Genomic DNA, 19,232 nt, shown 5'->3' with positions numbered 1-19,232 from the left:
TCCCTTTCCATGGGTGGGGGGAAATGCGGGGGGGTTACCACGCCTCCAGACGGATGACGTGGTCTTCTCCGGCGACGAGGTCGAGCGGTTCGGCGCCGGAGGAAGTCCTCAGTTCGACGCGGTGGGTGCGGGTGGGGCGCAGCACCGCGGTCGCTTCGGTGGGGCTCCAGGTGAGGTCGAGTCCGGCCCCGAACCTGGTGCGGATGCCCCGTAGTTGGCCTCGGGGGCAGGTGGTGGGTACCGCCGGGAGCAGCACCAGCCGGTCCGGTGTCGACTGGACGAGCATCTCGACGAGGACGGCGGGCAGGGTGTGGGCGGCGTCCGCGTTGTAGACGTCCCGGTCCGGGTAGTGCGCGCTCATCAGCGAGGTGTGGAAGAAGTCGCCCTTGAGGACCTGGCCGAGGGCGTGCGCGACCCGTTCGCCGTCGCGCAGCCGGGCGGCGACGAGGGCGTGGTGGAGGTGGCCGTGGGCCGAGTCGTTCTCGGATCCGCGCAGTTCGAGGGCGCGGTGGGCCGCGCGGGCGAGGTCGGGGGTGTCGTAGGGGGTGATCTCGTCGAGCGGCCAGACACCGTAGAGGTGGCTGAGGTGGCGGTGGTCGTAGGTGTCGTCGAGGCCGGGCCAGGCCCATTCGGCGAGGGCTCCGTCGGTGTTGACGCGGTGGGGTGGGAGGCGGTCGGCCAGGGACCGCCAGGCTTCCGCCCTCTCCGGGTGGTATGCGGCGGCCGTGCGCAGCGCGTGCCGGGCGGCCGAGAGGTCCATGGCCGCGTTGATCGCACCCCAGCCGGCGTTCGCCGGGCGGTTCTCGGGCGAGTAGGAGGGGACGACGACGAGCTGCCCTTCGGCGTCCGTACGGGTGAGGAAGTCCTCGTAGAACAGGGCGAGTTCGGCGAGGGCGCGGGCGGTGCGCGGGTCCTGTTCACCGCGGGTCTCGTCGTGGTCGACGAGGGGTTTGAGCAGCCAGTCGGCGCCCGCTGTCCACAGGTGCAGCGGGTACTCGCGGCTGAAGTGGTACGTCAGCCCGGACTCGCCGTCGGAGTGCGGCGGGGCCACGATGCCCCGGGCGCCGAAGATCTCGCGGGCGTTGTCCTGCCAGTCCGGCAGCTGGCGGTGGATCAGGGAGGCCAGGGCTGCGGCGACTTCGGGGAGGGCGGCGCTCGCGGCGGACGCGGTCTGGAGGTTGACGTTGGCGTCGTTGGTGAAGGCTCCCGACCATGCCGTGTCCCAGTCGCCGGTCCACAGGCCGGTGAGGCGGGGCGGGAAGAGGCCGCTGGAGGAGAGCAGGTGGTAGCGGCCGGCGGCGAAGAGGCGTTCCAGCAGGGCGGGGCTGTCCGGCCGTTCCAGCAACTGCGAGCCCGGCAGGGCGCGTTCGGCGGGGTCGGCGGCGAGGTCGAGGGTGACGCGTGAGTAGGCGGTGCGGTGGAGGCGGGTGTGCCGGTCGAGGAGCCGGGCGTATGCGTCGGACCCCGACTCGGGCTCGGGTTCGGACTCGGGGACCAGGTCGCGCAGGGCCTCGACGTGGGGTGTCGTGTCGAGTTCGCCGGTGTGGCGTACGACGCGGGTCAGTAGCAGGACGGACTCGGCGCCGGTGATGTGGGCGCCGGGCGGGACGAGCGCGGTGCGGCCGCCCGTGGGGACGGCCAGGGTGATGCCGGTGTAGCCGCGCTCGCTGCCGGGGTAGCGGACGCGGAGGGTGAGGAGGGCTCCGTCGGCGGCGCGGACGATGCTCTGGCCGACCATCAGGGCGTGGGGCGCGCCCGGGAGCCGGTGGTCCAGGGACACCACCAGGTCCGGCGCCTCGACGTGCTGGACGATGACGTCGTCCGCACGGGAGACGAAGACCTGACCGCGCCACCCCTCGCTCTCGGTGCGCAGGACACCGGTGGTGAAGTCGGCGGAACGCCGGTAGCCGGAGGCCTCCGCGCCCGGACGGCGCAGCCGGATCTGGAAGGCGGGGTGGAAGGGCTGCACCCACTGGAGCGGGCGGCCGTCCGTGAAGCGCTCGGCGGCGTCCAGCTCACCGGCGAGCAACCGGTCCTGGAGGGCGGGCAGTTCGGCGGCGAGGCGGGGCGGGCGGGCGTGTTCGGCGCCGTTGGGGCGGACCAGGGTGTGGTGGGTGACCACGACCCGCTCGTCGCCCGGGTCCCCGAACAGGAGGGCGCCGTGGTGGCCGTTGCCGCTGAGGAAGCCGTCCTCCCAGCGGGCGGCCGGCCGGGACTCCCAGGTGCCGTGGACGGGTCCTTCGGTCATGGCCTGAGCACCGCCACTCCGTAGCGGCCCAGCGTGACCCGGTCCGTGTGGGAGCGGCCCGTCAGCAGGTCCTGGTGGGTGCCGGGCACGTCGACCGTCACCGGCTCGCGGTCGTGGTTGAGCAGGAACAGCAGCTCGCCGCGGCGGACGGCCTCGACCTGGTCGGGCAGCTGGTCGAGGACCGGTCGCGCGCCCGCCTCCGTGGCGATCCGGGCGAGGAGTTCGCGCAGGGCGGCCGGCTCGGGAAGCGTCGAGAGGTACCAGGCGCGTCCCCTGCGCAGCACGGCGGGCAGCCCGTCGAGCTCACCGCCCTTGTAGACGGCCTCCGCGGTGGCGTCCTCGGTCTTGTCGATCTCCTCCGACCACAGGGTGCCGCGGAAGCCGCCTGGTCGGCCGTCGCACTCGGCGAGCTCCCCCGCGTCCAGCGGCCACCACTCGTGCAGGGTGCGGATGCCGAACAGTGCGCGCAGCCTGGCGTCCATGCCGCCGGGGCGTACCCGGTCGTCCTGGTCGGCGACGCCGGTGAGGAAGCCGGAGACGAGGGTGCCGCCCTGGCGGACGTAGGCGAGGAGGTTGTCGATCGCCTGGTCGGTGAGGGCGTAGAGCTGGGGGAGGACGACCACCTTGTAGGCGGTGAGGTCGTGTTCGGGGTGGGCGAAGTCGGTGGTGAGGTGGGCCTGCCACAGGGCGCGGTGCCAGGACCTCAGTACGTCCGGGTGGTCGACCTCGCTGGAGAGGCGGCCGTCCTGGGCGCCGGCCCACCAGGCGTGCCAGTCGTGCAGGACGGCGATGTCGTTGGCGGTGTGACTACCCGTCACATGCGGTGCTATCGCGGCGAGTTCGGCGCCGAGCTGCTTGACCTCCTGGTAGGTGCGCCCCTCCTCCCCCGCGTGGCTGACCATCCCGGAGTGGAACTTCTCCGCGCCCTGCCGGGACTGGCGCCACTGGAAGTAGCAGACGGCGTCGGCGCCGCGGGCGACGGCCTGGAGGGACCAGAGGCGGTTCAGGCCACGGGGTTTGGGGTGGTTCACGCCCCGCCAGTTGACCGGCCCCGCGGCCTGCTCCATGAGCATCCAGGGGCCGCGCGCCTGCGAGCGGGTCATGTCCTGGACGAGGGCGCCCTGTTGGGCCCCCAGGGGGTCACGCGGGTCGGGGTAGAGGTCGACGGAGACGACGTCCTCCTCCTCGGCCCAGCGCCAGGCGTCCTGCCCGACCCACAGGGGCATGAAGTTGCTGGTCACGGGGATGTGCGGGGTGGCCCTCCGGACGATGTCCCGCTCGGCGAGGTAGCACTCCAGGAGCATGTCGGAGGTGAAGCGCTTGAAGTCCAGCACCTGGGTGGGGTTCTTCATGTAGTGCGCCTGGCGGGGCGTGTGGATCTCGGCCCAGTCGCCGTAACCCTGGCTCCAGAAGGCGGTCCCCCAGGCGGAGTTGAGGGCGTCGAGGGTGCCGTACCGCTGCTGGAGCCAGCTCCTGAACCGGGCGGCGGCCTCGTCGCTCCAGTCGTAGGTGCAGTACTCGTTGTTGATGTGCCACATGGTGAGGGCCGGGTGGCTGCCGTAGCGGGCGGCGAGGTCCTCGGTGATGGCGGCGGCGTAGCGGCGGTAGGTGGCGCTGGAGTGCGAGAAGTGCTGGCGCCCGCCCCAGTACTCGGTGCGGCCGTCCTCGGTGACGGGGAGGGTGTCGGGGTGGAGGTGTCCCATCCACGGCGGCGGCGAGGAGGTGGGGGTGGCCAGGACGACCCCGATGCCGTTCTCGTGCATCAGGTCCATCAGCCGGTCCAGCCAGCCGAAGTCCCGCTCACCCGGGCGGGGTTCGAGCTTGGCCCAGGAGAAGACGCCGAGGGTGACGGAGTTGACGCCGGCGGCCTTCATCAGCCGCACGTCCTCCAGCCAGGTCTCCTCGGGCCACTGCTCCGGGTTGTAGTCGCCGCCGAAGAGGATGCGGCCGCGCGTGGCGTCGCCCAGCGACGGCTTCCTTCCCGCGGCCATCAGACGGGCTCCCCGTACTGGATGCCCCGGCCGTTGGTGGCGATGTAGACGCGGCCGTACACCCGCGGGTCGGCGGCGATGGCCGCGCCGATCCAGCCCCACTGGTGCTGGTCGTCGTTGACGCGCACCCAGCTCTTCGCGCCGTCGTCGGAGCGGTACACGGCGGTGAGAGTCCCCGCGGAACCGACCGAGCCTGCCGAGCCTGCCGAGCCGACCATGTAGACCGCCGGGTACGCGGCCCCGGCGGCGGCCTTGCCGAAGGCGAGGGTGTGCGAGGCCGAGCAGCTGGTGACCTCGGTGAAGGTCGCCCCGCCGTCGGTGGAACGGTGGAGGCCGTTCGTCTTGGTGCTGAGCCACAGGTCGCCGGAGCGTCCCGGGGCCGCCGCCAGCTGGAACTGGCTGTCCCCTGAGGGCAGCCCGCTGGCGCGCCCGGTGAAGGTGAGACCGCCGTCCGTGCTGGCGAACAGGGTGCCGGTGTCGGTGTCGTACGCGTAGAAACGCGCCGGGTCGGCCGGGTCGGCCAGCGGGGTGGCGCCCTTGGGGCAGGTGAGGACCTCGGACCAGGTCGCTCCGTTGTCCGTGGAGCGCTGGGCGGGGTACTTGGTGCCGTCCCAGTGCACGAAGGTCCACAGCAGCACGCTGCCGTCGGCGTTGGTGGCGATGGGGCCCGGCGCGTCCTTGGCGAGGGCGGGCTGGGCCGCGAAGGGCGCCCAGGTCCTGCCGCCGTCGTTCGAGAAGGCGCCGTTGCCGTGGTCGCCGAAGCCGGTGCGGACGACGTACGAGGGCTTGGCTGCGGCCTGGGCGAGTCCGGTCGCCGACCCGAACACCGGGTTCGAAGCCATTCCGCGCGAGGGCGAGGCGGTCAGCCGCTCGTGGTACATCACCCCGATGTCCCCGAGGCCGCTGAGCAGGTGCGCCTCGCCGGTCGGGGGCGAGATGAGGTGGCGTACGGAGGTCTCCTCCAGGCCGCGGATCTGCGGGGCCCAGTGCTTGAGGTCGCGGGTGCCGTAGAGGGTGGCGCCGGTGCCGTAGACGATGTGCCGCGAGTCGTACGGGTCGACGGCGACGGCCTGGATCCACCAGCCGAACTTGGGCTCGGCGGCGCCGAAGGTGAGGAACGGGGTCTCGGAGATGTCGAGGACCGCGGAGTCCTTCAGGGACGTCCAGGTGCGGCCGCCGTCGGTGGTCCGGTACAGGGTGTCGACGTCGGCCCAGCGGTTGTTGGTGGAGACCACGACGGTGCCGGGGCGGCGGGCGTCCACGGAGACCCCGCCGTACCCGAAGGTGTCGGCGGAGCCGTCGCTCGTGGTCCCGCCGGGCTTCACGGGTGTGACGTCGGTCCACTTGCCGCTCGCCGTGGCAAGCTTGTGCACACTGCCGTCGGACTGCCCGTTGGGGCCGGGCGCGTTGGCGTAGGTGAGGTACAGCTCGCGGGTGTGGCAGTCGTACGCGGCTCTGATCGGCACCTTGGCGGAGGCGCCTGAGGGCTGCCCGGGGACGGCGTCCCAGGTGGTGCCGTCGGAGGTGCGGTACAGGTTGGCGGCGGTCCCGTCGGAGTCGCCCCAGCCGGTGTAGAGGACCCGCCCGGCGGCGACGAGCAGGGTGACGCCCTGGCCGCCCGCGCCGGGCGTGCCGGGGAATCCGTCGGCGACGGCCCAAGTGGCGCCCCGGTCGGTGGACTTGAGCAGCCCGTCATGCCTGGTGCCCAGCCACAGCGTGTCGCTGTCCCGGGGATCGACGAGCAGCCGCTCCCCCGCTCCCCGCCCGTCCTCGTTCCCGCCGAGCTTCACGGAGAGGTCGGTCCGGGCCCAGGTGGCACCGCGGTTCTCGGACCGCAGCACTGCTCCGTTGCCGGCCCAGGGCTGGGCGTAGGTGCCGAGCGCGAGGTAGACCCGGTCGGGGTGGGCGGGGTCGACGGCCATCGCCTCGACACCGAGGAGGTTCCAGTCGTCCCACCCGAGGTCGTCGTTGAGCGGGATCCAGCGCGCGCCCCGGTCGTCCCAGCGGTAGGCCCCGCCGATGTCGGTACGGGCGTAGGCGAGTCCGGGTACGGAGGGGTGGAAGAGGACGCCGGTGACGAAACCGGTTCCGCCGATGGCGACTTGGCGCCAGCGGTAGGAGGGGGTGGCTGCCTCGGCGCGCCCCTGGAGGGAGGCCGGAACAACGGTGAAGGCGGCAGCGACCGCAGCTCCACCAAGAACGGCACGACGGCTGACACCGGACGCGCGCATGACACATACCTCGCTGATCGAGAAAGGGGGGAGATACTTACCTGGGGGCGCGGGACTGTATCGATGTGCGGCTCCGCCGCGTGTGCGCGCCCAGCCACAAACGACCCGCAGCCGCCGTCCGTCGGAACCACCCCTCCGAGGTGGCGAACGGTCAGCCCTTCACCGCACCCGTGAGCATGCCCTTCTTGAAGTGCCGCTGCACGAACGGAGAAGCCACGGCGACAGGGATCAACGCCAGCACCATCACGGCCATCTGCAGACCCAGCGCCGACAACTGCCCCGTGCGCACCGCCTGCTGCAACCCTGTGGGTGACTCCGTGTGCTTCTGGACGAGCTGAATGAGCACGTTCTGCAACGGCATCATGTCCTGGTCGCTCAGATAGATCGACGCGTTGAACCAGGCACTCCAGTAACCCACCGCGTAGAACAGCGAGATCACGGCCAGCACAGCTCGGGACAGCGGCATGATGATGGTCAGCAGGATCCGCATGTCACCGGCCCCGTCGATGCGCGCGGACTCGGTGAGCTCGGGCGAGATGCCCATGAAGAAGGCCCGCAGCACCAGGATGTTGAAGACACTGACCGCGCTCGGCAGGATCAGCGACAGATACGTGTCCGTCAGTCCCAGCGACTGCACCAGCAGGTAGGTCGGAATGAGGCCGGCCCCGAAGAACATCGTCGCCATCATGGTCATCAGGAAGAACCGGTGCCCCAGGCTCCCCGGCCGCGACAACCCGTACGCGGCCAGCACCGACACCGCCATCGAGAACAGCGTGCCGACGAGCGTCACCCCGACCGAGACCATGATCGCCCGGCTCACCTGACCGCCGCTGAGCAGCTCCGTGTAGTTCACGAAGGTGATGCCCTGCGGGATCACGACGAGGCCGCCTACCCGGTCGATCACCGGCTTCGGGGAGAGGCTGGTGACGATGACGATCCACAGCGGACCGAGCACGCCCAGGCAGCACAGGAGAAGGAGACCGCCCTTGGCGGTGAGGCCGGCCTTGTTGGGCTCCTCCTCCCACGCCGGCCGCGCGGGGGCCTTGAGACTGCGGATGAGCTGCGTGTTGAGGCTCACTTCTTGTACACCCCCTGCTCGCCGAGCAGATGCGCGAACTTGTTCGCGGCCAGGACGAGACACACTCCGATGGCTCCCTTGACCAGTCCGACCGCGGCCGCGTAGCTGAAGTCGCCGTTCTGGATGCCCATGTTCCACACGTAGGTGTCCAGGACCTCGCTGGCCCCGACCCCGACCGCGTCCCGCTGGAGCAGGAACTGCTCGAAGCCGACGCTCAGTGCGTCGCCCACCCTGAGGACCAGCAGCAGCGCGATCACCGGGCGCAGTGCGGGCAGCGTCACGTGCCACATGCGGCGCCAGCGTCCGGCGCCGTCCATGGCGGCGGCCTCGTACAGGTCGGTGCTGACGGCGGCCAGGGCGGCGAGGAAGACGATGATCCCCCAGCCGGCGTCCTTCCAGACGGCCTGCGCGGTGACCAGGTACTTGAACAGGCCCGCGTTGGTCATCAGGTCGAAGCCGGTCCAGCCGTGGTCCTCCAGGGTCTGGGCGATGATGCCCGCGCCGCCGAAGATCTGCTGGAACACGGTGACGACGAGGACCCACGAGAAGAAGTGCGGCAGATACATGATCGCCTGTGCCACGGCCCGCACCCGGGGCCTGATCACGCTGTTGATGAGCAGTGCCAGGGCGATGGGGATCGGGAAGAAGAGCACGAGTTGGAGCACGAACAGCACGATGGTGTTCTTCGCGGCGCCCCAGAACAGCGGGTCGTCGATCATCCGGGAGAACTGCTCCACCCCGACCCAGGGGCTGTGGAAGATCGCGGTGACGCCGTTGCTGGAGATGTACGGGTCGTAGTCCTGGAAGGCGACGACGTTGCCGAGCAGCGGGACGTAGTTGAAGAGCAGGAGCAGGAGGATGACGGGCAGCGTCATCAGGATGAGGGTGCGGTCGCGGCGCAGCCGGACCCGGAAGGGGACCTTGCCGGCCTTCCCCTCCTTGCGCGGCACCCGCACCTTCGCCGAATCCGCCACCTGGGCGACCGCGGCCGTCGGTTCCTCGACGGCCGCGGGGGGACGAGTCCCGTCGGGCCTGCTCCCGGCCGTGAGAGACATCAGTTGCCGCTGCCGTTCTTGTCGATGAGCTGCTTGTACCAGTCGCGCAGCTTGTCGCCGCCGGAGGACTTCCAGGTGGAGATGGCGGCCTGGACGTCGGAGAGCTTGCGGTTGCCGCGCACGTAGTCGATCTCGAGCTGCTCGAACTGGCTGGAGAGGTTGGCGTAGCGGGTCGGCTCGACGATGTTCATGCCGAACGTGGACGTCTTCTTCATGAAGGCGCCCATCCGCTGCTGCCACTCGACCTGCTTGCGGGCGACCTCGGGGAAGTCGGGGTGGGCGTAGTAGGCGGCCGGCGCGGCCAGCATCACCCAGGCGTTGACGACCTCGGAGTTGCCCAGGTCGTTCTTGACCGGGACGCCGTTCTTGACGGTGTAGTGGGTGCCCTCGACGCCGTAGTCGACGAGCATCCGCTCCTTGGTGCCGTAGGGCGCGGCCGCGAAGTCGGCGGCGGCCAGGGCGTTCTCGATCGTGGTCTTCGAGGCGCCCTTGCGGATCATCGACCAGATGCCGGCGGGCTGGGCCGCCCACAGCTTCGGGTTGCCGCCGTCGGCGCCGAAGATGTCCATGCCGTCGATCACGAAGTCCGGGTTGGACGCCGCCTGTTCGGCGGTCTTCCCGTACCAGTGGGACATGTCGTTGTTGTAGACCAGGATCTGTCCGGCGGTGAACCGGTTGCCCACGTCGCCCGAGCGCGCCTTGTCGTCGGGGTGGACCACACCGGCGTCGAACAGCTTGCGCGTCCACTCCAGGGCTTCGAGGTACTCGGGCTGCTCGACGCGGTACGTCAGCTTGCCGTCGTCGCCGATGTTCCAGCCGAGGGCCCCGGAGGCACGGACGCCGAAGATGTTGAAGGCGCTCCACGACATGTCACCGCAGGCCCACACCTTGGCCTTGGCGCTGGTGGCCTCCTTGGCCCAACTAAGGAACTCGTCCGGCGACTTGGGGACCGTGTACCCCTTCTTGTCGAAGATGTCCTTGCGGTAGTACGGCACGATGAAGGACGCGGTGGCGGCCGGCATCGGGATGCCGCGCAGCGCACCGCCGAAGATGCCCATGCGCCAGGCGTCGGAGGGGATCGCGGCCAGGTTCGGGTACTTCTTGACCTTGTCGCCCGCGATGTAGGGGCTGAGGTCCATGAACTTCGCGGTGACGGCGTTCGAGATCTTGCCGACCAGTTCCCAGCTCGGCACCACCACCATGTCGGGTATGGCGCTGGAGGCGAGGACGGCGCCGAGCTTCTGGCCGTAGGTGTTGCCGTCCTGGTTCTGCCAGGTGATCTTGGTGCCCGCGGCGGCGTCGAGCGCCTTGTAGTAGGCGCAGCCGGCCTTCGGCGGGGAGCCCCAGAACGGAGACATGATCTTGAGGGGGGCGCCGGTGCCGAGCTTCTCCGGGACCGAGGTCTTCAGGGCCGCGAGGTCGACCTTTCCGGTGTAGCCGGCGGCCGAACCGTTCTTGGACGGCAGGTCCGGGTTCGCGACCGTGCTGGCGACGAACGTCGGGAGCAGCTTGTCCGCCGCCTTGCCCGACGTGGTCCCTTCGCGCTCCCCGCTGTCCGAGCCGCCACAGGCGGCAAGCAGCGGCATCCCGCCCGCCACCGCTGCGGTGGCGACCGCGGTGGAGGCGAGGAAGCTTCTCCGGCTGGGCCCGGAGGAGGCGGAAGCGGCGTTCGGCGTCATTGCGTCAACCCTTCATGGCGCACCAGGACACCCGGCGGTGGAGCCGTCGGCTGCGGTGTCTTGAGTGGAACTGGCTGAGCTGAAGCGATGCTTCGACCCTTGCTACGAATCCGTAGTCGAAGCGCTTCGATGTTGCTGTGAGGTTAAGTGAACACCCAGGGGTGCACAAGGGTCGTTCCCAAGATTCCTCGGAGGTAAGAGGGGTGACCTTTTCTTATGCACCGCTTGAAGTGAAGGTGTCGATCTCTTGACACCCGCCCTGATGTCGAATGAGCATCGAAGCGCTTCGAAAGCATCGAACCGATCCATCGCAAGGGGCTCCCGACGTGACCGCACACTCGCCGCACACACCGCCTTTTCGCGATCCGCACCTGCCGTTCGCGAAGCGCATCGACGATCTGCTGTCGCGGCTGACCCTCGACGAGAAGATCGGCTTCCTGCACCAGTTCGCGCCCGCCGTCGAACGGCTCGGCGTCCCCGCGTTCCGCACCGGCCAGGAGGCCCTGCACGGCGTCGCGTGGATGGGACCCGCGACGGTCTTCCCGCAGGCGGTGGGCCTCGGCGCGACCTGGAACACCGACCTCGTACGGCGGGTCGGCGAGGCGGTGTCCAAAGAGGTCCGGGCGATGCGCGCCCGCGACGACCGGGTCGGCCTCAACGTCTGGGCTCCGACCGTCAATCTGCTCCGCCACCCGCTGTGGGGCCGTAACGAGGAGGGCTACTCGGAGGACCCGAAGCTCACCTCGGCCATCGCCACCGCCTACACCCACGGGCTGCGCGGCGACCACCCCACGTACTGGCGCACGGCCCCGGTGCTCAAGCACTGGCTGGCCCACAACAACGAGACGGACCGGGCCACTTCGTCCAGCTCGGTGCGTCCGCGCGTGCTGCACGAGTACGACCTGCGGGCCTTCCGCGAGGCGGTCGAGGCGGGCGCGGTGGCGGGCGTGATGCCGGCGTACAACCTGGTCAACGGCCGCCCCAACCACGTCTCGCCGTATCTGCGCGAGCACCTGCGCGCCTGGACCGAGGAGGAGCTGCTGGTCTGCTCGGACGCGGGCGCGCCCTCCAACCTGGTCGACCACGAGCACTACTTCGACACCCACGAGGAGGCCACCGCGGCCTCCCTCAGGGCCGGTGTCGACAGCTTCACCGACCACGGCACGGACAGCTCGCAGATGGTCGCGCGCATCCAGGGGGCGCTCGACCAGGGCCTGTTGACCGAGGCCGAGATCGACACCGCGGTCCGCCGGCAGCTCTCGGTCCGTTTCCGGCTCGGCGAGTTCGACCCGGACCACGACCCGCACGCCGGCGTCCGGGACTTCGACACGCCCGAGCACCGCGCCCTCGCCCAGGAGGCCGCCGAGCAGGCGATCGTGCTGCTCCGGAACGACGGCGTGCTCCCGCTCGCCGCCGACACCCGGCTCGCCGTGGTCGGCCTCCTCGCCGACGAGTGCAAGCTCGACTGGTACAGCGGCACGCTCATCCACCGCTCCACCCCGCTGGAGGGGCTGTACGAGCGGTTCGGGGCCGAGCGGGTGGAGTTCGCGGAGGGTGTGGACCGGGTCCGGCTCAAGACCTCCGCCGGGACGTTTCTGCACGTCCCGGCCTCCGAGGGTGCCGAGGACGAGGTGCGCGGCGCCGAAGGCGCTCTGGACCCGGCGCTGCTCGCGGGCCGCACCGACCTGCCCCCGCTGACGACCGACGCGACCGGCACCGAGTTCGCGCTGATCGACTGGGACGAGGGCGTCCTCACGCTCCGCGCCCCCGACGGCCGCTATCTCTCCGTCGCCGAGGACGGCTACCTGCGCGCCTCCGCCGACCAGCCCGGAGGCTGGGTCGTCCAGGAGACCTTCCGCCTGGAGCAGCACGGCAGCGGTCACCTCCTCAGGCACCTCGGTACGGGCCGCCACGTCACTGTCGCCGCGGACGGAGTGAAGGTTGCCGACGAAAACGACGAGAACGGCGAGCACGCGGAAATCTTCACGCTGATCATCGCCGAACGCGGTGAGGACGCAGTGACCCGGGTCACCTCCGAGGCCGACGTCGTCCTGGTCGTCGCGGGCAACGACCCGCACATCAACGGCCGCGAGACCGAGGACCGCGCCTCCCTGCGGCTCCCCGCCCACCAGGAGCGCCTGCTGCGGGCGGCCCGCGCCGCGAACCCGCGGACCGTGCTGGCCCTGGTCTCGGCCTACCCGTACGCGCTCGACACCTCCGACCTGGCCGCGGTGGTCTGGACGGCCCACGGCGGCCAGGCGGCCGGCACCGCCCTGGCCCGCGTCCTGGCCGGTGACGTCTCCCCCGCGGGCCGCCTCCCGCAGACCTGGTACGAGAGCGACGCGGACCTGCCCGGCCTGCTCGACTACGACGTCATCGGCAGCCGCCAGACCTACCTGTACTTCGAGGGCACGCCCCTGTTCCCGTTCGGCCACGGACTGTCGTACGCGGCCTTCTCGTACGGCGATCTCGGCGTGCGGATCGACGACGGGGTGGCCCACGTCTCGTTCACGATCACGAACACCGGTGACGTCACCGCCGACGAGGTCGCGCAGCTCTACTCCCGCGCGATCGACCCGGCGCTCCCCCGCCCGCGCCGCGAACTGGTGGCGCACCGGCGCGTCACGCTCGCCCCGGGCGCCAAGGAGGAGCTGTCCTTCGACGTCCCCTTGCGCGCCTTCGAGTTCTGGGACGTGGCCCAGGGCCGGTGGCGTCTGGAGCCGGGCCCGTACGAGCTGCTGGCGGGCGCCTCCAGCGAGGACGTCCGGCTGCGGACGACGGTACTGCTCGACGGCGAGCCAGGCGCGCCGCGTCCCGTGCTCCAACAGGGCCTGGAAGGCGCGGACTTCGACGAGCAGAGCGGTGTCGAGATCGTCGACCGGACCAGGACGGCGGGCGACGCGGTGACCGCCGCCGAGGGTCGTACCGGTGAACTGGTCTACCGGGACTGCGACTTCGGGGACGGCGTCACCGAGGTGACGATGACGGTGTCCGGCGAGGGCGCGGTCGAACTGTCCCTGGACGGCGGCGCGGTGCTCGCCTCCGTGGAGGTCGAGGAGTCCGACGCCGGACCGTACGACTACACCACCCTCGGCGCCGGCATCGTCGCCGAGGGCGTGCACGACGTGCATCTCAGACTGCGCGGCCCGCTGCGGCTCGCGCGCGTCGGCTTCTCCGGTTGAGGGGCCGGACCAGCCGACGCACAAGAAGGGGCCCGGCACCGGAAGGCATCGGTGCCGGGCCCCTTCGGGGCGGCGGGTCAGCGTCGCTGCCGCAACACTACATGAAAATGGTTCCCATTAACTAGTGGGTTCTCCTAGAGCGCGAGGCCGGTCAGCACCAGCACCCGCTCGTACGTGTAGTCGTCCATCGCGAACTTCACGCCCTCGCGGCCCACACCGGACTGCTTGGCGCCGCCGTACGGCATCTGGTCGGCACGGTAGGACGGCACGTCACCGATGACCACGCCGCCGACCTCGAGGGCGCGGTGGGCGCGGAAGGCGGCCTGGAGGTCGTGGGTGAACACGCCCGCCTGGAGGCCGTACTTGGAGGCGTTGACGGCCGCGAAGGCCTCGGTCTCGCCATCCACCTTCTGCACGGTGAGAACCGGTCCGAAGACCTCCTCGCAGGAGATCGTCGTGTCGGCCGGGACGTCGGTGAGGACGGTCGGCGCGTAGGAGGCGCCGTCGCGGTCGCCGCCGGTGAGCAGGGTGGCGCCCGCCTCGACGGCCTCCTTCACCCACGCCTCGACGCGCTTGGCCGCGTCCTCACTGACCAGGGGACCGACGTCGGTCTTGTCGTCGCTCGGATCGCCGGTGACCTGGGCCTCGACGGCGGCCACGATCCGCGGGAGCAGCCGGTCGTACACCGACGCGTCGGCGATCACCCGCTGCACGGAGATGCAGGACTGGCCGCCCTGGTAGTTGGAGAAGGTCGCGATGCGGGTCGCGGCCCAGTCGAGGTCGGCGTCGGAGGCGTAGTCACCGAGGACGACCGCGGCGCCGTTGCCGCCCAGTTCCAGCGTGCAGTGCTTGCGGGGCACCGAGTCCATGATCGCGTAACCGACCTTCTCGGAACCGGTGAAGGAGATCACCGGCAGGCGCTCGTCCTGGACGAGCGCGGGCATCCGGTCGTTGGGGACGGGCAGGATGCTCCACGCGCCGGCGGGCAGCTCGGTCTCGGCGAGGAGGTCGCCGATGATCAGCCCGGAGAGCGGGGTGGCCGGGGCCGGCTTCAGGATGATCGGCGCGCCGGCCGCGATCGCCGGGGCGATCTTGTGGGCGCAGAGGTTGAGCGGGAAGTTGAAGGGCGCGATCCCGAGGACGACCCCCTTCGGGAAGCGGCGGGTCAGCGCGAGGCGCCCCTGGCCGCCGAGGTCGGTGTCCAGGCGCTGGGCCTCACCGCCGTTGAACCGCCGGGCCTCCTCCGCGGCGAAGCGGAACACCGAGACGGCGCGGCCGACTTCCCCCCGGGCCCACTTGACCGGCTTGCCGTTCTCGGCGGAGATCAGCTGGGCGATCTCCTCGGTGCGCTCGACGAGCCTGCGGCTGACGTGGTCGAGGGCGGCGGCGCGGACGTGGGCGGGAGTGGCGGCGAACTCGTCCCGTACGGCGTACGCGGCGGCCACGGCCTCCTCGATCTGCTCGTCGTTCGGCACGGCGACCGCGCCGACGAGCCGGCCGTCCCACGGGGAGGTGACGTCGAAGGTGTCCTCGCCGGTGACCTGGCGGCCGGCGAGCCAGAAGGCGTGGGTGGAAGTCATGTCCCCACGGTAGGGCCGGGAGGGCGGGATCGATTTTGTCCGGGGTGGAGCAGTGGGGGACCCGGACACTACGGTTCGGCCCGGTTCGGCCCGGTCCGGCGCTCTGGGCGGGACCTGGGTGCCCAGATGCCCGGGTTCCTGGGTGCCTACTCCGCCGACACCGTCTTCAGTGCCAGCCAGAGCTCCATCCGCACGTCCGGGTCGTCCAGTGACCGGCCGAGGATCTCCTCGACCCGGCGCATCCGGTACCGCAGGGTGTGCCGGTGGACGCCCAGGTCGGCGGCGGCCGCGTCCCACTGGCCGTGCCGGGAGAGCCAGGCCCGCAGCGAGGCGACCAGGTCGCCGCGGCCGGTCGCGTCGTGCTCGTACAGCGGCTGCAGCAGCCCGCCTGCGAAGGCCCGCACCGCGTCGTCGGCGAGCAGCGGCAGCACCGAACCGGAGGCCAGCTGCTCGTGCTCGACGTACACCCGGCCCCGCCGCCGGGCGACCGACAGTGCCTGTTCGGCCTGCGTGTAGGCGGCCGCGGCGGCGATCGGTCCCACGGGGGCCGAGACGCCGACGACCAGTTCGTCCTCGTCCCCGGCGCCCGTCTGCTCACGCGTCCGCGCCGCCTCCACGGCCACCGCGTACTCCCCGCACGCGGTGACGGCGGCCCCGCCGTCCGCGGCCAGCACCACCAGCCGCTCCCCCTCCGGCACCACGAGCACGGTCTCCCCGGAGCGGGCCGCCGCGGACTCCACGAGCTCGGTGAGCGCCCCGAGCGGGTCGCCGTTCGCGCCGGCAGCCGCCGCCAGCGCGGCGGCGGACGGGACCCGGGCGGGGGCGTCGGCGCCGATCCGTACGGACGACACGGCGGCCGTCTCCGCCACGATCAGCCGGAAGGGCGCGTCCAGGAGACCGCCGTACAGATCACCCGCGACCGTGCGCGCGTGCTCAGGCTCGCCCGCCAGCAGCATCCGTACCACGGCCGCCCCGATCCGCTGCTCGGCGGCGTACAGGGAGCGGTTCCGCTCGGTGGTGAGCGTCAGCAGCGCGATCGCCGAGTGCACCGCGTACCGCTCCGCCGTACCGAGCGCGGACGCCGTCCCCACCGCCAGCGCGGCCCGCGGCCGCCGCCCGGTGCCCAGCGAGTGCAGCTCCACCCGGTCGTCGTTGTCGGCGGTGCCGGATCCGCCGACCACGGAGGAGGCGGGCGAGGGCCGCTCCCGCAGCCGTTCCACGTCGGCGGTGAGACGTGCGGCCCGTCGGCCCGCCCACTCCGGCGCGGCGGCGACGACGGCGCCCGAGGCGTCGTACAGCGCCGCCCAGCCGTCCACCTGGGCGGCGAGCGCGGCGAGCAGCCCCTCCGGGCCGTCGGCCAGGGCCTGCCGGGTCAGTTCGCGCTGGGCGGCGAAGCCCGCGGTGACGGAACGGTACTGATCCGCCGCGATCGCCGCGGACACGGCCTTGCTGATGGCCAGGAAGGGCGTGCGGCGCGGCACTTCGAGCAGTGGGAGCCCCTCCTCGCGGGCGGCGTCGACGAGGGCCGCGGGGATCTCCTCGTAATTGACCCCGACGGCGAACCCCAGCCCCACCACCCCCGCCCCGGCCAGCCGCTTCACATACCGGCGCATCGCCTCCGGGTCCTCCGCGTCCAGCTTGAGCGCGGTGATCAGCAGCAGCTCCCCGCCCTCCATGTAGGGCACGGGATCGGCGAGCTCGCTGACATGCGCCCAGCGGACGGGGACGTCCAGCCGGTCCTCGCCCGCGCGCACGGTCAGCTTGAGCGCGGAGTGGTGGACGAGCGAGGCGAGGGTGGGGGGCATGGGGCCTTCAGAGCGTCAGGGTGCGGTGATCGCCGGTCGCTGCGATCTTTTGGCCGCCGTGTATGAACGACCTGTGACGATTCTGCCTCACCGTACGGTCATCGGGTCACGTCGTCCCCGCCACGTCATCCCCGCCACGTCGTCCCCGCCACGTCATCCCCGCAGATCCACCAGCAGCGGCGGCGCGTGCTCGCCCGTCACCGTGGTCAGCGACAGCACCGCGTGCCCGGGCGGCACCCCGTGCGCCAGCTCGGACGCGGACCACCGCTCCCGCTCGACCTGCCGCACGGTCACCGCCCGCGCGGTCGGCGCCTTGCCGGTGATGACCCGGCGCACGGCGTGCAGCACCTTGCCGGCCGGGGTCTCGGCGATGATCTGCCGGTCGGTGACGTCCCGCGCCTCGATCCACTCCTTGCCCCACACCTCGGCGAAGTCCTGCCCGTCCCACGGGGTGAGCCCGGACAGCGCCATCCGGCACCCGGTGGCCCCGAGCAGCGGGCCGCGCAAGGGCCTCGGTACGTCGTCCAGGGTGCGCAGCGTCAGCACGACCCCGGCGTTGCCGGACCGCAGCCGCTGGATGCCCCGTACGGCCTCCGGCGTCACGACCCCCGTGGCGTCGTCGACGATCAGACAGGCGAACAGCGACCGGTCCTCCCGCACCGCGACACTCGCCGTGAACTGCGCGAGCACCAGCCGCGCCAGCATCCGCGAGGCGTCGGCGTGCCCGCGCTGGGGCAGGTCGATCCGGACCCGGACCGGATGGTCGAGCGCCTTCAGCGAGAACGGCCGCGACTGCCCGGACGTGTCGAAGAAGGCGGCGAACGCGGGCCGGTCGAGCAGCGCGACCCGGTCCGCGAGAATCCCGCCCACATCCCCCGGGTTCCCCATCTGCCGCTCCCGCGCGTCGAGTTCACGCAGCAGCGACGCCTGACCCGAGTCCTCGAGCCCCTTGCGCAGCGCGGCCATCGGCCCGGGCGCTCCGTCGAGCAGCCCCCGCAGCTCCGGTACGGAGGGGAAGCGGCCGTGGACCGCCCGGAACGGTCCGAGGAGCTGCGCGAGCACCGTGGTGGACCGCCGGGTGTCACCGCCCTGGTGGGGCTCGGCGAGATCCCCGACCAGCGCCTCGGCGAGCACGGCCGCGGCCTCGTCGGGGTCGGTCGTCCCCCCGTACAGGTCGAGGTCGTACACCGACTCCGGATTGCCGATCTGTACGACCACGTCGTAGGCGTCGGCCGGTCCGAGCCCCGCGCCCGCGGCGCCGATCACCACGACGGCGGCCCGTCCGGCGAGCGCGTGCAGACACAGCGACTCGGCGAGCGGCCTGATGACGGTCCCGGTCTTCCCGGACCCGGCCGGCCCGACGGCGAGCAGCGAGGTCCCGAGCAGCTCGGGCCCGAGCCCGAGCCCGGCTCCCCGGTAGGCGTACGGGTTGCGGGCGTCGTCGGCGGTGGTCCCCAGCCGCACCTGCCCGGTCAGCAGGTCGTGCCGAGCGAGCCTCGTGGGCAGGTCCCGCTCCCCTGACGGGTGCAGACAGGCGGCGGAGCCGTCCTGGAGCACGGCACCGGTGAACGTGGCCAGCCCGAACCGACCACTGCGCACCCCCTGCCAGGCCCGCGCGATCCGGGCATGGTCCACATCCCGCATCAACCCGGCCCTGGCCTCCGCGGCCAGCCGCTCAGCGGCGTCCACGGCACCGGCGGCACGGAGCTGGGGCCATTCGACGGGGTCTTCTTCGGGGGCGGGGGGAGGTTCGTGGGCGGGCGCGGCGGGACGCCAGGCCGGGGGGCCGAAGCGGCGCCAGACCTCGCCCCAGCGGCTGATCTTTCCGAAGACGGCGAAGATCGCGGCGAAGAAGAGCCCTTCATAGACATAGGAAAGCGAGCTGAGCCACCCCGCTCGCCCCAGTGTCCACGAGTCCGGAGCCATCACGTACCAGGGCCACAGCCAGAAGCCGCCAAGGTAGCCGTTGTACAGCAGGGAACAGAGCAGCCATCCGCAGAGGAACCCGATCACGGCGCCGCTGAGCAGTTGCCGCGTCGGGATCTGCTCCGGCTCCTGCTCCGGCCGGACCCGGTGACCGAACCTCCACACACCGGGCGGGGCCTCGGGGCGGGGGGCCCGCAGCCAGCTCAGAAACGCCGAACCGTCGGGCACCGGGGGCACTCCGGGTGCCCGGGACGGCATCGGCGGCATCCCGGACCGTGCCCGCGGCACAGGATTCGCATGCGTACCCCGCGCGTCCTGCGTCCCGTCGCTGTCCATCGCCCCTGCTCCCTGACCAGCCGTTCCGTCCACCGTCAGCGGCCAATCTAACGCGCCCGCAAGGGGAGTTCACCGATTGCGGCGCCGAGCCGTCACACCGCTCCGGAAACCGGCTATGTCC

General features: G+C 71.7%; 10 protein-coding genes. 1 reads left to right on the top strand and 9 read right to left on the bottom strand.

Annotated elements, in window-relative coordinates; all coding sequences use genetic code 11:
* Positions 1–34: 34 nt before the first annotated feature.
* The 6 genes from ACFYZ8_RS43520 to ACFYZ8_RS43495 all read right to left on the bottom strand — a co-directional run bounded on the left by ACFYZ8_RS43520 (position 35) and on the right by ACFYZ8_RS43495 (position 10,282).
* Entirely contained in the window at positions 35–2,248 is a 2,214-nt protein-coding gene (locus ACFYZ8_RS43520; RefSeq protein WP_388533947.1) for a glycoside hydrolase N-terminal domain-containing protein, read from the bottom strand.
* Positions 2,245–4,239 carry a beta-galactosidase gene (locus tag ACFYZ8_RS43515; RefSeq protein ID WP_388533950.1) on the bottom strand — a complete coding sequence of 665 codons (1,995 nt, stop codon included), beginning with the start codon at positions 4,237–4,239 and terminating at the stop codon, positions 2,245–2,247. The genes ACFYZ8_RS43520 and ACFYZ8_RS43515 overlap by 4 nt, the downstream gene beginning before the upstream one ends.
* On the bottom strand, positions 4,239–6,470 hold the full coding sequence (locus ACFYZ8_RS43510; RefSeq protein WP_388533953.1) for a 1,4-beta-glucanase: 2,232 nt from the start codon (positions 6,468–6,470) through the stop codon (positions 4,239–4,241). Before ACFYZ8_RS43510 ends, ACFYZ8_RS43515 begins: the two co-directional genes overlap by 1 nt.
* A gap of 151 nt (positions 6,471–6,621) precedes the next feature.
* Positions 6,622–7,548 (bottom strand): carbohydrate ABC transporter permease, encoded by a 927-nt coding sequence (locus ACFYZ8_RS43505; protein ID WP_388533956.1) that lies wholly within the window; start codon positions 7,546–7,548, stop codon positions 6,622–6,624.
* On the bottom strand, positions 7,545–8,603 hold the full coding sequence (locus ACFYZ8_RS43500) for an ABC transporter permease (RefSeq protein WP_388533959.1): 1,059 nt from the start codon (positions 8,601–8,603) through the stop codon (positions 7,545–7,547). Before ACFYZ8_RS43500 ends, ACFYZ8_RS43505 begins: the two co-directional genes overlap by 4 nt.
* A complete protein-coding gene (locus ACFYZ8_RS43495) occupies positions 8,603–10,282 on the bottom strand; it encodes an extracellular solute-binding protein (RefSeq protein WP_388533962.1) in 1,680 nt (559 codons plus the stop codon). The genes ACFYZ8_RS43500 and ACFYZ8_RS43495 overlap by 1 nt, the downstream gene beginning before the upstream one ends.
* A 326-nt stretch (positions 10,283–10,608) precedes the next feature.
* On the opposite strand from ACFYZ8_RS43495, the gene ACFYZ8_RS43490 reads away from it, so the two are divergent.
* Positions 10,609–13,464, top strand: a complete 2,856-nt coding sequence (locus ACFYZ8_RS43490) for a glycoside hydrolase family 3 C-terminal domain-containing protein (protein WP_388533965.1) — start codon at positions 10,609–10,611, stop codon at positions 13,462–13,464.
* A gap of 134 nt (positions 13,465–13,598) precedes the next feature.
* Here ACFYZ8_RS43490 and ACFYZ8_RS43485 read toward each other — a convergent pair whose 3' ends face one another.
* The 3 genes from ACFYZ8_RS43485 to ACFYZ8_RS43475 all read right to left on the bottom strand — a co-directional run bounded on the left by ACFYZ8_RS43485 (position 13,599) and on the right by ACFYZ8_RS43475 (position 19,111).
* The gene (locus ACFYZ8_RS43485) at positions 13,599–15,044 is read right to left on the bottom strand and encodes an aldehyde dehydrogenase family protein (protein ID WP_388533967.1); all 1,446 of its coding nucleotides are present in this window, start codon (positions 15,042–15,044) and stop codon (positions 13,599–13,601) included.
* Between the two features lie 146 nt (positions 15,045–15,190).
* Positions 15,191–16,849: a PucR family transcriptional regulator gene (locus ACFYZ8_RS43480; RefSeq protein ID WP_388533970.1), complete on the bottom strand. Its 1,659-nt coding sequence runs from the start codon at positions 16,847–16,849 to the stop codon at positions 15,191–15,193.
* 153 nt (positions 16,850–17,002) lie between these two features.
* Positions 17,003–19,111 carry an ATP-binding protein gene (locus ACFYZ8_RS43475; RefSeq protein ID WP_388533973.1) on the bottom strand — a complete coding sequence of 703 codons (2,109 nt, stop codon included), beginning with the start codon at positions 19,109–19,111 and terminating at the stop codon, positions 17,003–17,005.
* Between the last annotated feature and the right edge of the window lie 121 nt (positions 19,112–19,232).

It is taken from the genome of Streptomyces sp. NPDC001668 (assembly GCF_042893155.1).
Lineage (GTDB): Bacteria > Actinomycetota > Actinomycetes > Streptomycetales > Streptomycetaceae > Streptomyces.
Note: the sequence above shows the minus strand (reverse complement) of the source record. Positions and strands in the feature narration are given on the sequence as shown.